Annotated in this window: 15 protein-coding genes and 1 other RNA gene; 10 read left to right on the plus strand and 6 right to left on the minus strand. The window is 66.1% G+C overall.

Features of this window, described 5'->3' with window-relative positions; translation table 11 throughout:
- The first annotated feature begins 8 nt into the window (after positions 1–8).
- On the plus strand, positions 9–743 hold the full coding sequence (locus ASE64_RS12815; protein WP_055781119.1) for a zinc ribbon domain-containing protein: 735 nt from the start codon (positions 9–11) through the stop codon (positions 741–743).
- Between the two features lie 36 nt (positions 744–779).
- An RNA gene (gene rnpB / locus ASE64_RS14495) (RNase P RNA component class A) lies at positions 780–1,163 on the plus strand.
- Between the two features lie 36 nt (positions 1,164–1,199).
- On the opposite strand, the gene ppgK is transcribed toward rnpB, so the two are convergent.
- Positions 1,200–2,018, minus strand: coding sequence for a polyphosphate--glucose phosphotransferase (gene ppgK / locus ASE64_RS12820; RefSeq protein WP_055781122.1), 819 nt, complete (start codon positions 2,016–2,018; stop codon positions 1,200–1,202).
- A 166-nt stretch (positions 2,019–2,184) separates the two neighbouring features.
- Here ppgK and ASE64_RS12825 point away from each other — a divergent pair, with 166 nt between their 5' ends.
- On the plus strand, positions 2,185–2,373 hold the full coding sequence (locus tag ASE64_RS12825; protein WP_055781124.1) for a hypothetical protein: 189 nt from the start codon (positions 2,185–2,187) through the stop codon (positions 2,371–2,373).
- A 23-nt stretch (positions 2,374–2,396) separates the two neighbouring features.
- On the opposite strand, the gene panB is transcribed toward ASE64_RS12825, so the two are convergent.
- Positions 2,397–3,230 (minus strand): 3-methyl-2-oxobutanoate hydroxymethyltransferase, encoded by an 834-nt coding sequence (gene panB / locus ASE64_RS12830; protein WP_055781127.1) that lies wholly within the window; start codon positions 3,228–3,230, stop codon positions 2,397–2,399.
- 129 nt (positions 3,231–3,359) lie between these two features.
- On the opposite strand from panB, the gene ASE64_RS12835 reads away from it, so the two are divergent.
- The 5 genes from ASE64_RS12835 to ASE64_RS12855 all read left to right on the plus strand — a co-directional run bounded on the left by ASE64_RS12835 (position 3,360) and on the right by ASE64_RS12855 (position 11,626).
- A complete protein-coding gene (locus ASE64_RS12835; protein WP_055781131.1) occupies positions 3,360–5,270 on the plus strand; it encodes an alpha/beta hydrolase in 1,911 nt (636 codons plus the stop codon).
- Between the two features lie 71 nt (positions 5,271–5,341).
- On the plus strand, positions 5,342–6,679 hold the full coding sequence (locus ASE64_RS12840) for a glutamine synthetase family protein (RefSeq protein ID WP_044438472.1): 1,338 nt from the start codon (positions 5,342–5,344) through the stop codon (positions 6,677–6,679).
- Positions 6,680–6,732: 53 nt separating this feature from the next.
- The gene (locus tag ASE64_RS12845) at positions 6,733–9,720 is read left to right on the plus strand and encodes a bifunctional [glutamine synthetase] adenylyltransferase/[glutamine synthetase]-adenylyl-L-tyrosine phosphorylase (protein ID WP_055781132.1); all 2,988 of its coding nucleotides are present in this window, start codon (positions 6,733–6,735) and stop codon (positions 9,718–9,720) included.
- 63 nt (positions 9,721–9,783) lie between these two features.
- A complete protein-coding gene (locus tag ASE64_RS12850; protein ID WP_235480617.1) occupies positions 9,784–11,232 on the plus strand; it encodes a threonine/serine ThrE exporter family protein in 1,449 nt (482 codons plus the stop codon).
- A 19-nt stretch (positions 11,233–11,251) separates the two neighbouring features.
- On the plus strand, positions 11,252–11,626 hold the full coding sequence (locus ASE64_RS12855) for a hypothetical protein (protein ID WP_055781135.1): 375 nt from the start codon (positions 11,252–11,254) through the stop codon (positions 11,624–11,626).
- A 109-nt stretch (positions 11,627–11,735) separates the two neighbouring features.
- Here ASE64_RS12855 and glnA read toward each other — a convergent pair whose 3' ends face one another.
- Positions 11,736–13,160 carry a type I glutamate--ammonia ligase gene (glnA, locus tag ASE64_RS12860; RefSeq protein WP_055781138.1) on the minus strand — a complete coding sequence of 475 codons (1,425 nt, stop codon included), beginning with the start codon at positions 13,158–13,160 and terminating at the stop codon, positions 11,736–11,738.
- A 156-nt stretch (positions 13,161–13,316) separates the two neighbouring features.
- Between glnA and ASE64_RS12865 the strand changes: the two genes are divergently transcribed.
- Positions 13,317–13,745: an RDD family protein gene (locus tag ASE64_RS12865; RefSeq protein ID WP_055781140.1), complete on the plus strand. Its 429-nt coding sequence runs from the start codon at positions 13,317–13,319 to the stop codon at positions 13,743–13,745.
- A gap of 6 nt (positions 13,746–13,751) precedes the next feature.
- On the opposite strand, the gene ASE64_RS12870 is transcribed toward ASE64_RS12865, so the two are convergent.
- Positions 13,752–14,471: a DUF4191 domain-containing protein gene (locus ASE64_RS12870; RefSeq protein ID WP_055781142.1), complete on the minus strand. Its 720-nt coding sequence runs from the start codon at positions 14,469–14,471 to the stop codon at positions 13,752–13,754.
- 149 nt (positions 14,472–14,620) lie between these two features.
- On the opposite strand from ASE64_RS12870, the gene ASE64_RS12875 reads away from it, so the two are divergent.
- Positions 14,621–16,255, plus strand: coding sequence for a protein kinase (locus ASE64_RS12875; protein ID WP_162234573.1), 1,635 nt, complete (start codon positions 14,621–14,623; stop codon positions 16,253–16,255).
- Here ASE64_RS12875 and sucB read toward each other — a convergent pair.
- The gene (sucB, locus tag ASE64_RS12880) at positions 16,249–17,739 is read right to left on the minus strand and encodes a 2-oxoglutarate dehydrogenase, E2 component, dihydrolipoamide succinyltransferase (protein WP_055781146.1); all 1,491 of its coding nucleotides are present in this window, start codon (positions 17,737–17,739) and stop codon (positions 16,249–16,251) included. The genes ASE64_RS12875 and sucB overlap by 7 nt on opposite strands.
- 72 nt (positions 17,740–17,811) lie before the next feature.
- Positions 17,812–19,185, minus strand: coding sequence for a dihydrolipoyl dehydrogenase (lpdA, locus tag ASE64_RS12885; RefSeq protein ID WP_055781148.1), 1,374 nt, complete (start codon positions 19,183–19,185; stop codon positions 17,812–17,814).
- Positions 19,186–19,218: the final 33 nt, after the last annotated feature.

Genomic DNA, 19,218 nt, shown 5'->3' on the forward strand with positions numbered 1-19,218 from the left:
AGGCACCCATGAAGGCACCGATCACCGAGCAGACATCACTTCTCGATCTGCAGGCTGCAGACACGCGACTCGACCAGCTCGCGCACACCGCCAAGACGCTTCCGCAGTCGCTCGCACTCGCAGAGCTGGCGAAAGACGTCGCCCGTTCTCGAGCGCTCTCCGCGTCCATTCGCGGCGAACTAGAAGACACCAAGGTCGAGATCGGTCGTGTCGAGTCCGATATCGAGGTCGTGGCGGCACGCATCGCCCGCGACCGTGAGCGGCTCGCGATCAGCTCGTCGCCGAAAGACATCCAGGGTCTCGAACACGAATTGGCCTCGCTGCTGAAGCGCCAGTCCGACCTCGAAGACATCGAACTCACCGTCATGGAGCGCCAGGAGGAGATCGATGGTCGTTTTCAGGCCGCATCCGCCCGCCTCGACGAGCTCCTGGTGACAGAGAAGGAGCTGACCGCAGACCGCGACGACAAGCTCGAGCAGATCAACGCCGAGATCGCGCAGGTGACCGAACGCCGGGCCCGCATCGCCTCTGCGATCAGTGCCGAGCTCGTCGCCCTGTACGACAAGCAGCGTTCGCGCTACGGCATAGGTGCGGCGCTGCTGACCCGCGGCGTCTCAGGCGGAAGTCACGTCAAGCTCCACGAGTCCGATCTCGCGGTCATCAGAGCGGCCGCTCCCGACGACGTGGTCCTCGACCCCGACAGCAACTGCATCCTGGTGCGTACGGAGGAGTCCGGCCTGTGATCCGCTGCGGCGTTCTGCCGTAGACTTCCACACGAATGGGTCGGTGAGACGGTCGCGTCAGTCGCGCATCTTCGGATGCTCGGCTGCCGAGGAACGTCCGGGCTCCACAGAGCAGGGCGGTGGGTAACACCCACCCGGGGCAACCCGCGAGACAGTGCCACAGAAAGTAGACCGCCTCAGGCTCACGCCTGCGGTAAGGGTGAAACGGTGGTGTAAGAGACCACCAGAGGCCAGGGTGACCTGGCCTGCTTGGTAAACCTCGCCCGGAGCAAGGTCAGACAGGGAACGCTCGAGACTGCTCGTCGAGTTCCCGGGTAGACCGCTAGAGGGCTGCGGCAACGTAGTCCCGAGATAGATGGCCGTCACGGGTCGGCGGCAACGCCGATGCGGACAGAACCCGGCGTACGGCCGACCCATTCACACCCCGGCCACCCGCGGCGCAGAGCGCCGAAGAGCTCAGAGCTCGGCGGCCGGATGCTCGGTGGGCGCGTCGTCGGAGCCCGCGACCACGCGGGGCTGGGCAGCGAGGGCTGCCGCTCCGAGGATGCCCGCGTTGTTCCGCAGAACGGCCGGCACGATCTCGGTCGTCAGGTCGAGCAGGGGAAGGAACTCCTGATAGTTCTTCGAGACGCCGCCGCCCACGATGAAGAGGTCGGGGGAGAGCAGCTTCTCGAGCTCGGAATAGTACTTCTGCAGGCGTTCGGTCCACTTCGACCACGACAGATCCTCGCGCTCCTTGGCGGAGTAGGCGGCCTTCAGCTCGTAGTCGCCCCCGTCGATCTGCAGATGGCCGAGCTCGGCGTTCGGCACGAGCACCCCGTTGTAGATGATCGCCGTGCCGATTCCGGTGCCGAGCGTCGTCATCATGACCAGACCCGACCGGTCTCGCGCCGCGCCGAATCGTACCTCGGCGTACCCCGCGGCATCCGCGTCGTTGACGAAGAAGATGTCTCGGCCGAGGGCGTCTTCGAAGAGTTTCTCTGCCTCGAGGCCGATCCACTTCTTCGAGACGTTGGCGGCCGACATCGTGCGTCCGTTCCGCACGACCGCGGGGAAGCAGATTCCGATGGGCGCATCGTCGGGTGCATCCGTCAGCTTCTCGAGGATCTTCGTGACCGTGCCCACGATGTCTTTCGGCTTGCCGCCCTCGGGGGTGGAGAGCTTGACCCGGTCACTCAGCAACTCGCCGGAAGAGAGATCGACGATCGCCCCCTTTATGCCGGTGCCACCGATGTCGATGCCGATGGCCACGTCGGATGCGGTTGGGGTGCTCATGGTCGGTCTCCTCGAACTATCACCGTCGACGCGTCGGGCGCGCCTCTGCGTTTCCTATCGAGCCTAGGGCAGACGAGCCCCTGCGGCGTTCGCGGAACTGGGCCTAGGATTTGACGTAGCCGAAGCGCCGACCATCGAAGGTCTTCGCGAGATCCCGGGAGTTGACATGTCGGAAGACGCCTCGAAGCAGTACTGGTACAACATGAAGACCGGCAAGGTGGAGCATGGCTACGAGTCCTCGGTCGTCGACCGGGTCGGACCGTTCGCTACCGAGGCGGAGGCGTCGCACGCCCTCGAGAAGCTTCGTGCCAACAGCGCGAAGTGGGCCGAAGAAGAGGCCGACGAGCAGCGCTGAACCAGCGTGCTCGTCGCTGCCGATCACTCGTAGGAGTTCTCTGGACCGGGGTAGCTTCGGTCTGCGACGTCTGATCGGAACCGGGTGACGGCGTCGGTCAGAACCCCTCGAAGATCGGCGTACTGCTTCACGAACTTCGGGATGCGGCCCGTCGAGAACCCCGCGAAGTCGGTCCAGACCAGAAGCTGGCCATCGACATGCGGCCCCGCACCCACTCCGATGGTGGGAATACGCAGCCTCTCGGTGACCAGACGCGCGGCCTCCGCCGGCACCATCTCGAGGACGACGGCGAAGGCGCCGGCCTCCTCGACGGCGAGGGCATCCGCCATCAGCTGGTCCAGTCCCTCACCTCGGCCCTGGATGATGTGACCGCCCAGCCCGTGCTCGCTCTGGGGGGTGAAGCCGATGTGAGCCATCACCGGAATCCCGGCGCCGACGATGCGTCGGATCTGCTCGACGCTGCGCACGCCTCCCTCGAGTTTCACGGCATGGGCGTGCGTCTCTTTCATAAAGCGCACCGCCGTGTGCAGTGCCTCGAGGGGGCCGCTCTCGTAGGAGCCGAACGGCATGTCGGCGACGACGAACGCCCTCTGCACGGCCAGCGCAACGGCGCGGGTCAACGGAATCAGCTCATCGACGGTGACCGGAAGGGTCGTGTCGTAGCCGAAAACCGTGTTGCCGGCGGAGTCGCCGACGAGGAGGAAGTCGATGCCGGCCTCGTCGAATATTCGGGCAGACAGCTGGTCGTAGCTCGTCAGTCCGGTGATCGGGGTTCCGCTCGCTTTCGCGTTCTGGAAATGGCGCGTGCGCACGCGCTTCGGAGCAGAAGGGGGCACGGACGGCGGCGTCTCTGACATCGGGCCAGTCTATCGACGCAGAGTGAAACACCCTGCGGGGCGCTGCTGGCCGAGGCGAGCGATCACGGTATCGTGTGCCTGACTCGATAGTGACGGTGATGTGAAGTGAAAAGATCAAGTCGGCTGCGAATGCCGTCCATCGCCCTTGTGGCGGGTGTGCTGCTCGCCCTGAGCGCGCCTGGTGTCGCGAACGCGGCAGCAGACGACGGGTGCCCGAAGCCGTCGAGCGGCGACGCCGAGTGCGGCGTGCTGACGGTTCCGGAGAACCGGCTGAACCCTGCCAGTCGAACCATCGACATCCCCTACGCCGTCATACCGGCCAGCGCAGAAGCCACGGGCACACCCATCGTCGTCATGGCGCCCGGACTCGGTGAGTCGGCTGCGTCGGTGGGCCAGCACCTGTCGCGCGACCTCGGGTTCGGGGCCCACAGAGACGTCGTCGTGCTCGAGCAGCGCGGCGGCTCCGCATCCACGCCGAACCTGGACTGCCCCGGAGCGACGAACGCGTGGGTCGAGTCTTTCACCTCGACCGATGACACGGTCGAGGCGGAGGGCACCGCCGTGGGACTCGAACTCTCCGACTGTCTGGCCGACTTCATCGACGCCGGGGGAGACCCGAACGGCTACACCATCGCCCAGACTGCGGCAGACGTGGTCGATCTGCGGAACAAGCTCGAGATCCCGACCTGGACCCTGTTCGGTTCGGATTGGTCGTCGAAGGTGATGACGGCCGTGGCCGGGCTCGACGCGGCCGGAAGCGACGCCGTACTCCTCGACTCTTACAGCCCCGCAGCGGCCGACATCAAGGGCGAGGCCTACGCCGCGCTCACGGCGTCGCTCGGTGAGCTGTCCACTCGCTCCGACGTCGAGGGCACCGACTACGCGGCAACGGTCGCCCAGATCGCATCGGATCTCGATGACGATCCGTTCAAGGGCCCCGTCACGAACCCGTTCACCGACAGGCAGCGCTTCGTCGAACTCGAGGGCAACGACTTCGTGAGCCTGGTGCAGCAGCTCCTGACCGACCCCGCGGTCGCCAGCACCCTGCCACTCCTGTTCGATCGGCTCGAGGCGGGCGACACCGGCGCGCTCGCTCCCTTTGTCGCTCTGGGTGCCGATGCTGTGGGCACCGTCGACTGGGGCCAGTACCTGACCTCGACCTGTCTCGATCAGAAGGCGAACTGGTCGCCCGATCCCGTTGCGCCCGAGGCCGCCGCTCCGGCCGAGGGCGAAGAACCCGTCGTGCCCGTGGATCCGCCGCTGCTCGTGACCTACTCGCTCACCGATGCCGTGTGCGCGCAGGCCGGCATCACGCCCGCGGGCACGGAGCTGCGCGTGCCTCCGACGTTCACGCAACCCACCCTCATCCTCGCCGGATCGAATGATCCGATCTCGTCCGCAGCGACCGCTCAGGCCGCCGCCGCATCCATCGCCGGAAGCCAGTTCGTCTCGTTCACCGGCGCCGGCCACGAGGTGCTCGACACGAGCGACTGCGCCGCCAAGACCGCTGTCGCCTGGCTCGACAAGCCCGGAGAAGACGTCTCGACCGTATGCGACCACGACGACGCGACGATCCCCTTCGTGACGGCGTCATCCATCCACGAGACCTCTCGCGCCGCGTCGGTCGTGCGCGCCGTCGACGAGGTGAACTGGTTCGAGTTGCTGATCCCGATCATCTTCTTCGGGTTCTGCGCGCTCTGGTTCATCGGATGGGTCATCACCCTGATCGTGCGCGGCATCCAGCGCGAACGACTCGGCCTGCTCATCGCCTCGGGAATCTCGCCCGTCTCCGGCCTGATCTTCGGCGGCATCCTCGCTCTCGGCATGGCCTCGGCCACGGCTACGCAGCCCGCCCTGGCGCTCGTCGGCGTTCCGTCGTACTTCCCCTACCTCGGGATCCTGCTCGCCGTCGGCCTCTTCGCACTGATCGTCGTCTGGAAGCTCGGCAGCAGAGGTGCGGCACTCCTCGCCTCGGCCGCAGTGATCGTCTGGCTCGGCATGCTCGCCTGGTTCGCCTGGATCGTGCTCGTTCCCAGCTGACCCGCAGGATCGAGGGCGTGCACTAACCTGTAACTGGTTGAAAGACCCCGTTCGAAAGAGAGTCCCCATAGATGGATAAGCAGCGTGACTTCGTTCTTCGCACCATTGAGGAACGTGGCATCAAGTTCATCAGGCTCTGGTTCACCGACGTGGTCGGAACTCTGAAGTCAGTAGCGATCGCACCCGCCGAGGTCGAGGGAGCCTTCACCGAGGGTCTCGGATTCGACGGCTCCGCGATCGAGGGCCTGACGAGATCGTATGAGGCCGATGTTCTGGCTCATCCCGATCCCACGACGTTCCAGATCCTTCCGTGGCGGGGCGAGATCGACCCGACCGCGCGCATGTTCTGCGACATCACGACACCGGACGGCTTGCCGGCCGTCGCCGATCCTCGCAACGTCCTGAAGCGCACCCTGGCGAAAGCCGCGGACCGCGGATTCACGTTCTACACGCATCCGGAGATCGAGTTCTACCTGCTGAAGTCGTCGCAGTACGGCGCCGCGGGCCCCGAGCCCGTGGACTCGGCCGGGTACTTCGACAACGTGCCCGGAGGCACGGCGCACGACTTCCGCCGCCGGTCGGTCCGCATGCTCGAAGACCTCGGCATCTCCGTCGAGTTCAGCCACCACGAGGCGGGTCCCGGTCAGAACGAGATCGACTTGCGCTACGCCGACGCGCTGACCACGGCCGACAACATCATGACGTTCCGCACCGTGATCAAAGAGGTCGCCATCGAGCAGGGCGTCTACGCGACGTTCATGCCGAAGCCGCTCGCGGGGCATCCCGGTTCGGGCATGCACACCCACCTCTCGCTCTTCGAGGGAGACGGCAACGCCTTCTACGAGGCCGGAGCCGAGTACCAGCTGTCGAAGATCGGCCGCCAGTTCATCGCCGGACTGCTGCACCACGCGCCCGAGATCACGGCCGTCACCAATCAGTTCGTCAACTCGTACAAGCGGCTCTGGGGCGGAGACGAGGCCCCGAGCTTCGTCTGCTGGGGTCACAACAACCGCTCCGCGCTCGTGCGCGTTCCGCTCTACAAGCCCAACAAGGGCCAGAGCTCGCGCATCGAGTACCGCGCCATCGACTCGGCCGCCAACCCGTATCTCGCGTACTCGCTGCTTCTCGCCGCGGGTATGAAGGGCATCGAGGAAGGCTACGAGCTGCCGCCGGAGGCGGAAGACAACGTGTGGAGCCTCAGCGAGGCCGAGCGCCGCGCTCTGGGTTACAACCCGCTGCCCGCGAGCCTCGATCGCGCCATCACGTTGATGGAAGGCTCTGAGCTCGTTGCGGAGACGCTGGGGGAGCACGTCTTTGACTACGTGCTGCGCAACAAGCGTCAGGAATGGCAGGCCTACCGTGCACAGGTGACGCCGTTCGAGCTCAAGAGCAATCTGGAGATGCTCTAACCGAGACGCACGAGGGATGCGACGGGGTCGTCGCATCCCTCGTCCGGAGGATCATGCGCGAATCGAGATCACTCAGTTATCTGGCCCGGATGGGCTTCGCAGATCTTGAGTGGGCAGACGAACAACTGCGTGTCGTCGCCTCGCTGGCGAGCCTCGACGTCGACGACCTGATCGCCGCCATCCCCGCTGCCGCGGATCCGGACCAGGCGTTGTCACTGCTGGCTATCCTCCTCCGCCGCTCTCCCGAGCATGTCTCGGCAATTCTTGCTGAGGAGCGCCACCGGGTGCGTCTCGTGCGCGTGCTCGGTGCGTCGAAGGGGCTCGGAGACTTCTTCTCCCGTCATCCTGCTGAACTCTCCGTCCTCGCCGATCCGCGCCTGGTGCTGCCCACGGCCGAAGAGGCTCGTACGGCTCTGCTCGACGCGGTCGGATCGCACGACGGCTTCGCGTCGTCGTCGGGGGAGGACGGGTGGACAGCGCTCCGCGTGCGTTATCGGGCTCTGCTGGCCCGAGTGGCCGCGTACGACCTCGAGCAGGTCGACCCGGTCGCAGGGCTCGACCGCATCGCCGCGGTGCTCGCCGACCTGGCCGCGGCCGCCCTCGAAGCGTCGCTGAGCGTTGCACGCACGACCCTGTCGACCAAGGGACTCGGTCTCTGGTGCTTCGAGCGCGAGAGCGTGGCCGACACTCGGCTCGCCATCATCGGAATGGGCAAGGCCGGAGCGCGGGAGCTCAACTACGTGAGCGACGTCGACGTGATCTTCGTCGGCGAGGCGCGGGTCGACAGCGAACTGCCGCCCGAGCGCGCGATCGAGATCGCCACGAGACTGGCCATGCTCACGATGCGGGGAATCAACGAGTCCGGGCTCGAACCCGGGTTGTGGGAGGTCGACCCCAACCTCCGTCCGGAAGGCAAGGACGGCGCGCTCGTGCGCTCGCTCGACTCGCACATCGCGTACTACGACCGCTGGGCGAAGAGCTGGGAGTTCCAGGCGCTGCTCAAGGCGAGGCCACTCGCCGGTGACCTCGAGCTCGGCCTGGCGTACGTCGCGGCCACCGCGCCGCGCGTCTGGTCGAGCGCGTCACGAGAGGGTTTCGTCGAATCGGCGCAGAAGATGCGGGAGCGCGTCACAGAGCACATCCCGTCCGACGACGTTCACTACCAGATCAAGCTCGGGCCGGGCGGGCTCAGAGACATCGAATTCACGGTTCAGCTCCTGCAGCTGGTGCACGGCCAGACAGACGACGAGATCCACCAGGCCGGTACGATCGCCGCACTGACGGCGCTGGCCGACCGGGGCTACATCGGCCGGGCCGAGCAGATCGAGTTCGCGGAGGATTACCGCATCCTTCGTCTTCTCGAACACCGCCTGCAGCTCCGCTTTCTCAAACGCACCCACCTGATGCCCCGCGACGAACTGGGCCAGCGCGTGCTCGCGCGCGCCGCCGATCTCGAACCGTCCGCAGCCCAGCTCATCGAGCGGTGGAACGGCATCAAGCACCGTGTGCGCAGCCTTCACGTCAGGCTCTTCTACCGCCCGTTGCTCGCCGCCGTGGCTGGCCTCTCGGCCGATGAGGTGGCTCTCACGAGCGTTCAGGCCGAGGCGCGCCTCGCAGCCATCGGGTTCATCGACCCGCGAGGAGCGCTCAAACACATCGAGGCCATGACCTCCGGGGTCTCTCGAAAGGCCAACATTCAACGGCATCTTCTGCCCGTGATGCTGCAGTGGTTCGCGGACGGCGCGGACCCCGACTACGGACTGCTCGCGTTCCGGCGTCTCAGCGATTCCCTGGGAGACACCTACTGGTTCCTGCGGATGCTGCGCGATTCCTCCGGCGCAGCCTCACGGCTCACGCACGTGCTCTCGGCGTCGAGATACGTCGGGCAGCTGCTCCAGAAGATACCGGAAGCCGCGGCATGGCTCGAGAACGAAGACGAGCTGCGCCCGCGCACCCGTGCGGTCCTCGACGAGGAGATGCGCGCGATCATCGCGCGTCACGATACACAGGATGCCGCGGCGGGCGCCTTGCGCGCGTCTCGCCGACGCGAGGTCCTGCGGCTCGCGATCTCGTCGATTCTGGGCATCATCACCGTCGACGAACTCGCTCGCGGGTTGACCGACGTCACGACCGTTCTGCTGACCGGCATCACCACGATCGTGCGGCAGCCCATGCCGAGCGGAGACGATGGGATCGAATTCGCCATCATCGGCATGGGCAGGCTCGGTGGCCGAGAGGTCGGCTTCGGATCGGACACCGACGTCATGTACGTCTACCGGGCGCGATCGGCCGAGAATCAGAATGCGGCGACGCATGCGCTCGCCATCGCCACCGAGATCAAGCGCCTGACCGAAGACAACCGGCTTCCCCTCGAGATCGACATCGACCTGCGCCCCGAGGGCAAGAACGGAGCAGTGGTTCGCTCCCTCGATTCGTATCGCGCGTACTACGCCCGCTGGTCGCTGACGTGGGAGGCGCAGGCGCTTCTCCGCGCGCGAGGACTCGTGGGCGACGAGTCGCTGATCCACGACTTCGAGGAGCTCGCCGACACCGTCCGGTACCCCGCCGAGATCGCCGAGAAGGAGGTTCGCGAGGTCAAGAGGATCAAGGCCAGGGTCGAGAACGAGCGTCTGCCACAGGGCACCGATCCGTTGCGGCACCTCAAGCTGGGCCGAGGCAGCCTCAGCGACGTCGAGTGGCTGGTGCAGCTGACCCAGCTCCAATTCGGCAGCCGCATTCCGTCTCTGCGCACCACGTCGACGCTCGAAGCGCTGGATGCCGCTGTCGCGGCCGACCTCGTCACGGAGGCCGACGCATCCGTGCTTCGCGCCGCCTGGGTCTTCGCGTCGCGCGCTCGCTCTGCCGTGACCCTGTGGGCCAACAAGAACTCGGATGTGCTGCCGAGCGACCGCAAGGCGCTCGACGGAATCGCGCGCCTGCTCGAGTATCCTCCCGGCTCGGCGACCACATTGGAAGAGGACTATCTGGGTGTCACGCGGCGTGCCAGGGCCGTCTTCGAACGGCTCTTCTACGACGCATAGATTTTTCGCCGACGACCGAGCGGGCTCGGACACATCGCACCCGCTTGCCCGTACCCTTGACCGGTGAGTGATGGCATCAACGACCGGCAGAACGTGCATCGCCGACGGGTCAGGCAGTCCCTGATCGAGCTGGCGGGTGGTGCCATCCGAGGAGCTGGAGCTCCCACCCAGATCATCTCGGTGGTCGGGGGCGATGACGCTCTGTCGCAGCGGCATGCCCGGTTGGTCATCGACCTCTGTCTGCGCGCCGGAGAGGCGATGCTCGCCACCGGTGCGTCCGCGTCCGATGTGGTGGCGACAGTACTGAGAATCAGCGATGCGTACGGCATCAGTGCGATGCATGTGGACATCACATTCACGTCGATCACCGTGTCGATCCATCGCGGAATGAACGAGGACCCGCTGTCGGTCATGCGGATCGTGAGAGTGCGCACCACCGACTACACACGCCTGCAGGCTGTCTATCGTCTCATCGACGAGATCGCCGGCCAGCAGGAACCGCTCGACGTCGACGCGGCCAGGGATCGCCTCACGGCGATTCTGGCGAGCCCACATCCCTACCGGCACTGGGTCGTGGCCGCGGGCCAAGCCATTCTGGCCAGCGGCGTCGTCGTGATGTTCGACGTGGGAATCGTCCTCGTCCTCGCCACTGCGATCACGGCGGCCATGTCTCACCTCATCGTGCGCAGGCTCAGCCGGTGGTCTGTACCCGGATTCTTCGCTCAGATGGCAGCGGCCGTCGCCACGACGAGCATCGCCGTCTTCATCTTCTGGTTGCGATCCGTCGGTATCGAACTGCCGGGCTCCAACAGCCCCACGGTGATCGTCATCGCCGGAATCATCACCCTCCTCTCCGGTGTCGGGCTGACGGCGTCGGCCAGGGACGCCATCGACGGGTACTACGTGACGGCGACGGCGCGAGGCATGGAGGTGCTGATGCTCACACTCGGCCTCGCCGTCGGCATCTCGCTCGTCCTCGGGTTCGCGCTCAGAATCGGCGTTCCGATCACCATCGCCACATCGCTGGGAGATCGAATCGGCTTGGTTTCCGGAACCGTCGGGGCGATGCTCATCGGCGTCGGTTTCGCTCTCACCACCTACGTGCGCCTTCGCCTCGTCCTCCTGATGGCCATGGCCGCTGGAGGGATCTTCGCGGTCTATTCGCTGGTGCTTCCGTTTGCCACGCAGCCCGGACTGGCTCCGGGGATCGCGGGAACGGTCGCGGGCATCGTCGGATACCTCGCCTACCGATGGGTCAAGGTTCCCGAGGGGGCCGTGACCATGGCGGGAATCATCTCTCTCATCCCCGGCCTCGCCGTCTATAGGGCGCTGTACGGATTCATGGATGCCGAGTTCGCCGTCGCGGACACCCTGCCGCCGGTGGTCATGGCCTTGGCCACCGGAATTGGCCTGGCGGCCGGAACGACCATCGGGGGATTCGGTGCCCGACGACTCTTCGGGTTCGACCGACAGGCCAAGCTGGCCACCCAACGCTCCCGCGCCACGCGATAGCTGGACATACGCTTGGTCGATGCAGCACACAGCGTCGCGAGAAGGATCACGGCCCCCTGTTTCCACCGAGGGTCCGCAACGACAGCTCAGCGAACGATCGACACCGGAGCTCTGGGGACGTCTTCTCGCGGAGGTCTTCGCCCTGCCCGGCGTGGTCGAAGGGCACAGCGCCGTGTCGCCGCCGAGCTCGCGTGCCGTGCATCTGGAGGATCGCTCGGTCGAGCTTCGTCCGGAGACGTCGCTGGCGCCCGGGCATCGCCTCGAGTCGGTGCACCTGCACGGCGTGTCGGACACGAGCATCCACGCCTGCCTGCCGGCGCGACGGGGCGCTGAGCTGAGAGTATCCGGTTCGCCCGTGGTGACTGAGCCGGATTCGAGGTCGCCTGGCCCGTGAACAAAGCAAACGAGTCCGCAGGAGTGGCCTTCTCGGTCTGGAAGGACCGGGCCACTCTTGCGGACTCGTCGCGGATCGGGAGAGGCCGAAACCCCTCGATCATGTGTCGTTAGACGCCGTAGTAGAGCTCGAACTCGAACGGGTGCGGACGCTGCTGCAGCGGCTTGATCTCGTTCTCGCGCTTGTAGCTGATCCAGTTCTCGATCAGGTCGATCGTGAACACGTTGCCTGCAAGCAGGAACTCGTGGTCGGCCTCGAGCGCGTCGAGCGCCTCGCCCAATGACGCGGGACCCTGGGGGATCAGCTTCGCCTCTTCGGGCGGCAGCTCGTAGAGGTCCTTGTCGACCGGCTCGTGCGGCTCGATGCGGTTGATGATTCCGTCGAGGCCAGCCATGAGCTGAGCCGCGAAGGCGAGGTACGGGTTACCCGACGCATCCGGCGTGCGGAACTCGATGCGCTTGGCCTTCGGGTTCGTTCCCGTGATGGGGATACGGATCGATGCCGAGCGGTTTCCCGCCGAGTAGACCAGGTTGACGGGTGCTTCGAACCCGGGAACCAGGCGGTGATAGCTGTTGACCGAGGGGTTGGTGAACGCGTACACGGCGGGGGCGTGAGCCAGGATTCCACCGATGTACCAGCGAGCGATGTCGCTGAGGCCGCCGTAACCCGCCTCGTCGTAGAACAACGGCGCGCCGTCGTTCCACAGCGACTGGTGAGTGTGCATACCCGACCCGTTGTCGCCGAAGAGCGGCTTGGGCATGAACGTAGCCGTCTTACCCCAGCGCTCGGCGACGTTCTTGACGATGTACTTGAACTTCAGGATGTCGTCGGCCGCGTGCACCATGGTGTCGAACTTGTAGTTGATCTCACCCTGGCCGGCGGTGCCGACCTCGTGGTGGCCACGCTCGACCTCGAGCCCGGCAGCCATCAGTTCGAGCACGATGTCGTCGCGCAGGTCGGCGTGCTTGTCGACCGGGCTGACGGGGAAGTAGCCGCCCTTGTAGGGCGTCTTGTTGGCGAGGTTTCCGCCTTCTTCGGTGCGGCCCGAGTTCCAGGCAGCCTCGTCGGAGTCGACGGAGTAGGAGCTCGAGTGCTGGTTCACTTCGTACTTCACGTCGTCGAAGATGTAGAACTCTGCCTCGGGGGCGAAGAACGCCGTGTCGGCGATGCCGGTCGAGGCGAGGTACTTCTCGGCCTTCTTGGCGACCTGGCGCGGGTCACGGTGGTAGATCTCACCGTTGCGCGGGTTGTAGATGTCGAAGATCATGATCAGCGTGCGGTTGACGCGGAACGGATCGATGTAGGCCGTCGACACGTCAGGGATGATCTGCATGTCCGACTCGTGGATCGACGCGAAACCGCGGATCGACGATCCGTCGAACATCTGCCCGACGGTGAAGAAGGACTCATCGACCGTCGACGCGGGGATAGTGATGTGCTGCTGGACACCGGGAAGATCGGTGAACCGAATATCAAGGAACTTAACGTCCGTGTCCTTGATGAACTTGAGCACCTCAGAAGAATCACTGAACATGTGAGAGACTCCAAAATGGCTTGGTACAGAGGAACAGCTGCGAACGCAGCCGTCACGAGCCTACGGGGAAGCGGTTACCCATCAGTGACGCAATTGTTTCGGGCATGTTACGGCTTGCCTTCAATGCCCTCACGAGAGCGGCCGTAAACTCGTCTGGTGCCCAACTCGACCGCGTCCTCGTCGCCCCAAGGGGCTCCGCCCAGCAACTGGCCGGGGGAGCGGATGGGCTTCCCGCAGACGGGTGTCGGCTCCGTCGCCCGCAGCGGCCGCCGTCTGGCTGCCATCTTCATCGACTTCGCCGCGTGCTACGTCGTCTACTTCGCGTTCTTCTTCGGCAGCGACTGGGCGAGCCTGGTGATCTTCGCGGTCGAACAGGTCGTTCTACTCTCGACCCTGGGCAGCGGCCTCGGCCACTTCGTCCTCGGTATCCGCATCGTCAAGGTCGACGGCAGCTATGCGGGCGTGTGGCGCCCGGCCCTTCGCACGGGCCTGCTCCTGCTGCTCATCCCCGCCCTCATCTGGGACTCGGATCAGCGCGGCCTGCACGACGTCTTCGCCGGAACCGTGCTTGTCATGCGCCGCTGACGCGGGTCAACGTCCGCGCTGCGGCCGCACCTTGAAGGGATCGACGCCCTTGGGGATCGGCATGCCGGTGGAGCCGAGCGAGGTGAGTCGGTTGCTCACGGCCATAACCTCGGCCTTGTTGAGAGCGGGCTTGACCTTGGCCATACGGCTGGCGACCTTATGCAGGGGCACCGCGTCGGGGTCGTGGGAGTCGACGTACAGGAACGTGACCGGAACGTTGGGGAGGACGCGCAGCACCTTGCGACGCTCTTCTTCGAGCATGCGGGTCGTTCGCGTCTTCGAGCCCTCGCTGATCAGAACGACTCCGCCACGACCGACAGCGCGGTAGACGGCGTCTTGAGTCTTGCCGTTCACGGCGACAGGCATCTCGCTGCCCCGCCAGCTGCGCTTGAGGCTCGACCGGAGGACGGCGCCCACGGCACCTGGCTGGCCGGCGATCTGGCCATAGGCGGCACGCTCAGCCCGGCGCCCGAGGATGATCAGTGCGACAAGGAAGCCGGCGAGAACGCCGGCGATGATCCACATGGCCATGGCGAAGCCGTTGCCATCCGACAGAAGGAGGGCCACCACGAGTCCCGCTGCGATGGGAAGAAGGAATCCCAGCGCCATGATCCACACGACGTTCTTGTCGTAGCGGCGGGTCATGTTGAAGACCTGCCACATCTGCTTGATGCGGCCCGGTTCTTTGGGGGCCTTCGGGGTGGATTGCTCAGACTTGCGTGCCATGCGTCAAGGATACCGAGTCGGATTCGATCATGCCGACCAGTTCGCTCACGGCAGTCTCACTGCTCCTCCACAACGACTGCGGCGCCCCGCATTGCACATATGTGGCCCCGGGTCGGCACACGCGCTGCCGGACGATGAAGGATCACTGTATGACCCTCCGCCGGCGACCGACTCCTGCTGCCCCGCAGGCGGCACCTGGAACAGCCGTACTCGAGGCCGCCATGCTCGACGACGTCGCAGGGCATCGGGTGGTCCGCCGCATCCACACGGGAACACGAGCCGCACTCTTCCTCGCCCACCCGTCGTTTCGGAGAGACGGGGGCACCTCGACCCCGCGCATCCTCAAGGTCTTCAACGCCGGCACCTCGCCGTCCTCCATCGACGTGGAGCTGGCAGCCCTGAGCGCGACCGCGATACCCCACGTGACGCGGCTGCTCGACGTCTCCAGCATGCGCGAAGGCGCTCCGCCGTGCCTGATCTTCGAGAGACTGCCCGGGCCGTCGCTATCGACATACCTGGAGCAGTCGAGTTCGCTGAGCGCCGGCCAAGCGGTCACTATTCTCGCGCCCCTGTGTTCGACCCTCCAGTCCCTCCACGACGCCGGCGTCACCCACGGCGGGATCCACCCCCGCCGGATCGTCTTCGATGACCGCGGATCACCGACCCTCACGGGCTTCGGTCGTGGTGTCCTTCGTCAGGCGCCGCAGGATCACTACTCAGCCGCCTGGCCCGGCGGCAGAGTTCGAGCAAACGAGGGGGTGGACCCGAGGCAGGCAGGCTGGCGAGACGCCGTGAGCTCGGATCACGGCGACCTGCTCGACGTGGTCGACGAGGTTCTCGCACACGTCGACGCCGACCGGATGCCCGCGGGGTTCGATCTGGAGCGCAGCGCGAGAGCGATATCCGAGGGCCCGAGAAGACTCTTCCTCGTCGAACTGGAACGGATTCTCTTCTCTCTCGCTCCGCCGCAGGTCGTCTCCCTCCCGGTTCCGGACGCGGAGTCAGCACTGCACACACACGCGTCGCCGCAGCGCACGGATGTGGAGCCCGCCGCCGCTGCTGCTGCTGCGGAGAGTGCGTCGTATGACTGGTCACCGACGCGGCCGCCTCCCGAACCAGCTCCCAGCGAAAACCGGTTGATCGCGGCGCTAAGGGTTCTCGGAGCCTCGTCGGCCGGACTGGAGTTCGCCGCATCGGTCGTCGGTGTCACAGCCCGGCTCACCACCAGGCACGCACCGCAGGCCCCGACGCCTCCAACGGAAGAGGCTGTCCACGCCCGCAGCGCCTCGAAGCGCTGGCGTCGTAGGCCCCTGCTCGTCGGCGCGGTGTGCGCGGTCGTGGCGACGACCGGGCATCTTCTCATCCTTCCATCGCCGAACGACGGCGCGCAGGCTGGCGGGCAGAAGACCTCGACTCCACCTGCATCGGCACCCGGCCCTTCGTCTACAGATGCCGCCCCGCCCGTGAACACAGACGACGACTCCGCGCTCTCGAGCGACGACCCGGCCGCCGCATTGCAGACCCTGTCTCAGGTGAACGACGGATGTGCCGCGGCGGCCGAACCCGCGGCATGCGCCGCGACCGTGTTTCAGGAGGATTACCTGGCGGCGCAGCCCGCCGATGCCCCCTCAGCTCTCATTGACGCAGGAGGCGCCGTCGTCACCGGCTCCTGGGGCGGTTCCGCTCTCGTCGCTGCCCGGTTAAACGGCCAACCGGCCTCGTTCCTTCTGCTGAAGGGCGAGGCCGGCTGGCGAATTCGCGATGTCTTTCTGAGCGCTCAGTAACCCAGGTTGCCTTCGAACGCGCCCTCTTCAAGGCGGTTCTTGACGGCGACGAGGAATCGAGCAGCGTCAGCGCCGTCGACGATGCGGTGGTCGTAGCTCAGCGCCAGGTAGACCGTCGAGCGGATGGCGATGGCCTCGCCCTCGCTCGTCTTGACCACGAGAGGCTTGCGCGACACGATGCCGGTGCCGAGGATCGCGACCTGGGGGAGGAAGACGACGGGGGTGTCGAAGAGCGCGCCGCGCGAACCGGTGTTCGTCAGCGTGAACGTTCCGCCAGCGAGCTCGTCGGGCTTGAGCTTGTTGTCGCGCGTGCGCGTCGCCAGGTCGGCGATCTCGCGGGCGAACCCGGCGAGGTCGAGTTCGCCGGCGTTCTTGACGACGGGCGTCAACAGACCGCGCTCGGTGTCGACCGCGATGCTCACGTTCTCGTGATCGGGGTAGACGATGCTGTCGCCGTCAACGGTCGCGTTGATGATCGGGTACGCCTTGAGGGCCTCCGTCGCAGCCAGGGCGAAGAAGGGCAGGAAGCTCAGCTTGTTGCCGGTCTTCTCCTGGAACGTGGCCTTCACCTTGTCGCGCAGGGCGGCGACGCGGGTGACGTCGACCTCGACCACGCTGGTGAGCTGAGCCGTGGACTGCATCGACTCGACCGCGCGCTGTGCGACGACCTTGCGCAGACGCGACATCGGCTGCGTCGTGCCACGGAGGTCGGACACAGGCAAGGTCGTTGCAACGGCCGCAGGAGCTTCGGCGGATGCCGATGCGGTCGGTGCTTTAGCGGCTTCTGCGGCGGCCAGTACGTCTTCCTTGCGGATTCGTCCGCCGACGCCGCTACCCGTGACGGTGGAGAGGTCGATACCGTTGTCGCCCGCGAGCTTGCGGACAAGGGGGGTGACGTAACCGGCGTTGGCCGCACGGGACGAGTCGTCCGACGCGGGTGCGGCGGCCGGGGCGGGTGCCGCAGGAGCTGCCGCCGGGGCGGGAGCTGCAGCCGGGGCAGGAGCTGCAGCCGCAGGCGCGGGAGTCGGTGCCGGAGCGGCTGCCGCGGCCGGTGCCGGAGTTTCGGGAGCGGGCGTCGCCGCCGGTGCGGGCTCTGCCGCGGGGGCAGGCTCTGCAGGGGCCTCTTCGGGCTCGGGAGCGGGGGCAGGTGCCTCGGCCTCGGTCTCGGCGTCGACCGACGGCTCCTCGGCGGGAATTTCGTCTGCCGCCTCGGGCTCCGCGGGAGCCTCGGATGCGGCGGCGGAGCTGCCGTCTCCGATGCGCACAAGCGCGGTTCCGACCTCGACGGTCTCGTCTTCCTGGACCAGAATCTCCTCGATCACACCGGCTACGGGTGACGGGATCTCTGTGTCCACTTTGTCCGTTGACACTTCGAGCAGGGGTTCGTCGACCTCGACGCGGTCTCCCACACTCTTGAGCCAGCGGGTTACCGTTCCCTCTGTGACACTCTCACCGAGTGCTGGAAGGTTGACGGATTCGCTCATTAGCTTGTCTCCTTTAGAAACCGATCGTGGTTTTTAGCTTACTTGTATTGGGTCTTGGGGTGACGCGGCTGGCTACAGCGCGTGCAGGGGCTTGCCTGCCAAGGCGAGGTGTGCCTCGCCGAGGGCTTCGTTCTGCGTGGGATGCGCGTGCACGAGCTGCGCGACGTCCTCCGGGTACGCCTCCCAGTTCACGATGAGCTGCGCCTCGCCGATCAATTCGCCGACGCGAGCACCGATCATGTGGATTCCGACAACGGGCCCGTCGGCGACGCGCACGACCTTGACCGAGCCGGTCGTGCCGATGATGTGGCTCTTGCCGTTGCCGCCCAGGCTGTAGTCGTACGAAGCGACACGGTCCTGGCCGTACTCGGCGATCGCCCTTGCCTCTGTGAGGCCGACTGATGCCACCTCAGGATCCGAGTAGGTCACCTTGGGGATGTTCACGTCGTCGACGACCTGCGGCGACAGGCCCGCGATCTCTTCCGCGACGAAGATGCCGTGCTGGAAGCTGCGGTGCGCCAGCTGGAGGCCAGGCACGATGTCGCCCACCGCGTACAACCCCGGGATGTTCGTTTCGAGTCGTTCGTTCGTGATGACGAAGCCGCGGTCGACCTCTACGCCGACCTCTTCGAATCCGAGGCCCTGCGTCGAGGGTCCACGTCCGACGGCGACCAGGAGGAGCTCGGCCTCGATTCGTCGGCCGTCCTCCAGCGTCACGACGACGCCGTCGTCATTCTGCTCGACCGACTGGAATCGCGTGCCGAGCGAGAATTCGATTCCGCGCTTGCGGAACGCGCGCTCGAACTGCTTGCTGATCGACTCCTCCTCGTTGGGGACGAGATGGGGCAGGGCCTCGATGATCGTGACCTCCGACCCGAACGACTTCCACACACTGGCGAACTCGACCCCGATGACGCCGCCGCCGAGAATCGCGACCTTCTGGGGAACGAAGTCGAGCTCGAGCGCCTGTTCGCTCGTGATCACGCGACCGCCGATCTCGAGTCCCGGAAGGGAGCGCGCGTAGGACCCCGTCGCGAGAACGACGTTCTTGCCCTCGATGACGTCGTCGCCGACCTGCACACGAGTGGGAGAGACCAAGCGGCCCTCGCCGCGGATGACGGTGATCTTGCGGGCCTTAATGAGCCCCTCGAGGCCCTTGAACTTGCTCGAGATGATGCCCTCGCGATACGACGTGACCCCGGCGATGTCGACGCCGTCGAACGTGGCCGAGATGCCGTACTTCGATGCGCTCCGCGCCGCGTCGGCGACCTCTGCCGAATGCAGCAGGGCCTTCGTAGGAATGCAGCCGCGGTGCAGGCACGTGCCGCCCAGCTTGTCTTTCTCGATCAAGGCCACGGTGAGGCCGAGGAGGCTGGCTCGAAGAGCCGCCGCATAGCCGCCGCTTCCGCCGCCGAGAACGACCAGGTCGAAGTTCTGTTCAGACACCCGCGGTGACTCCCTCGTGAGAATTCGTGCTCG

Source organism: Agreia sp. Leaf210, from assembly GCF_001421485.1.
Taxonomy (GTDB): domain Bacteria; phylum Actinomycetota; class Actinomycetes; order Actinomycetales; family Microbacteriaceae; genus Agreia.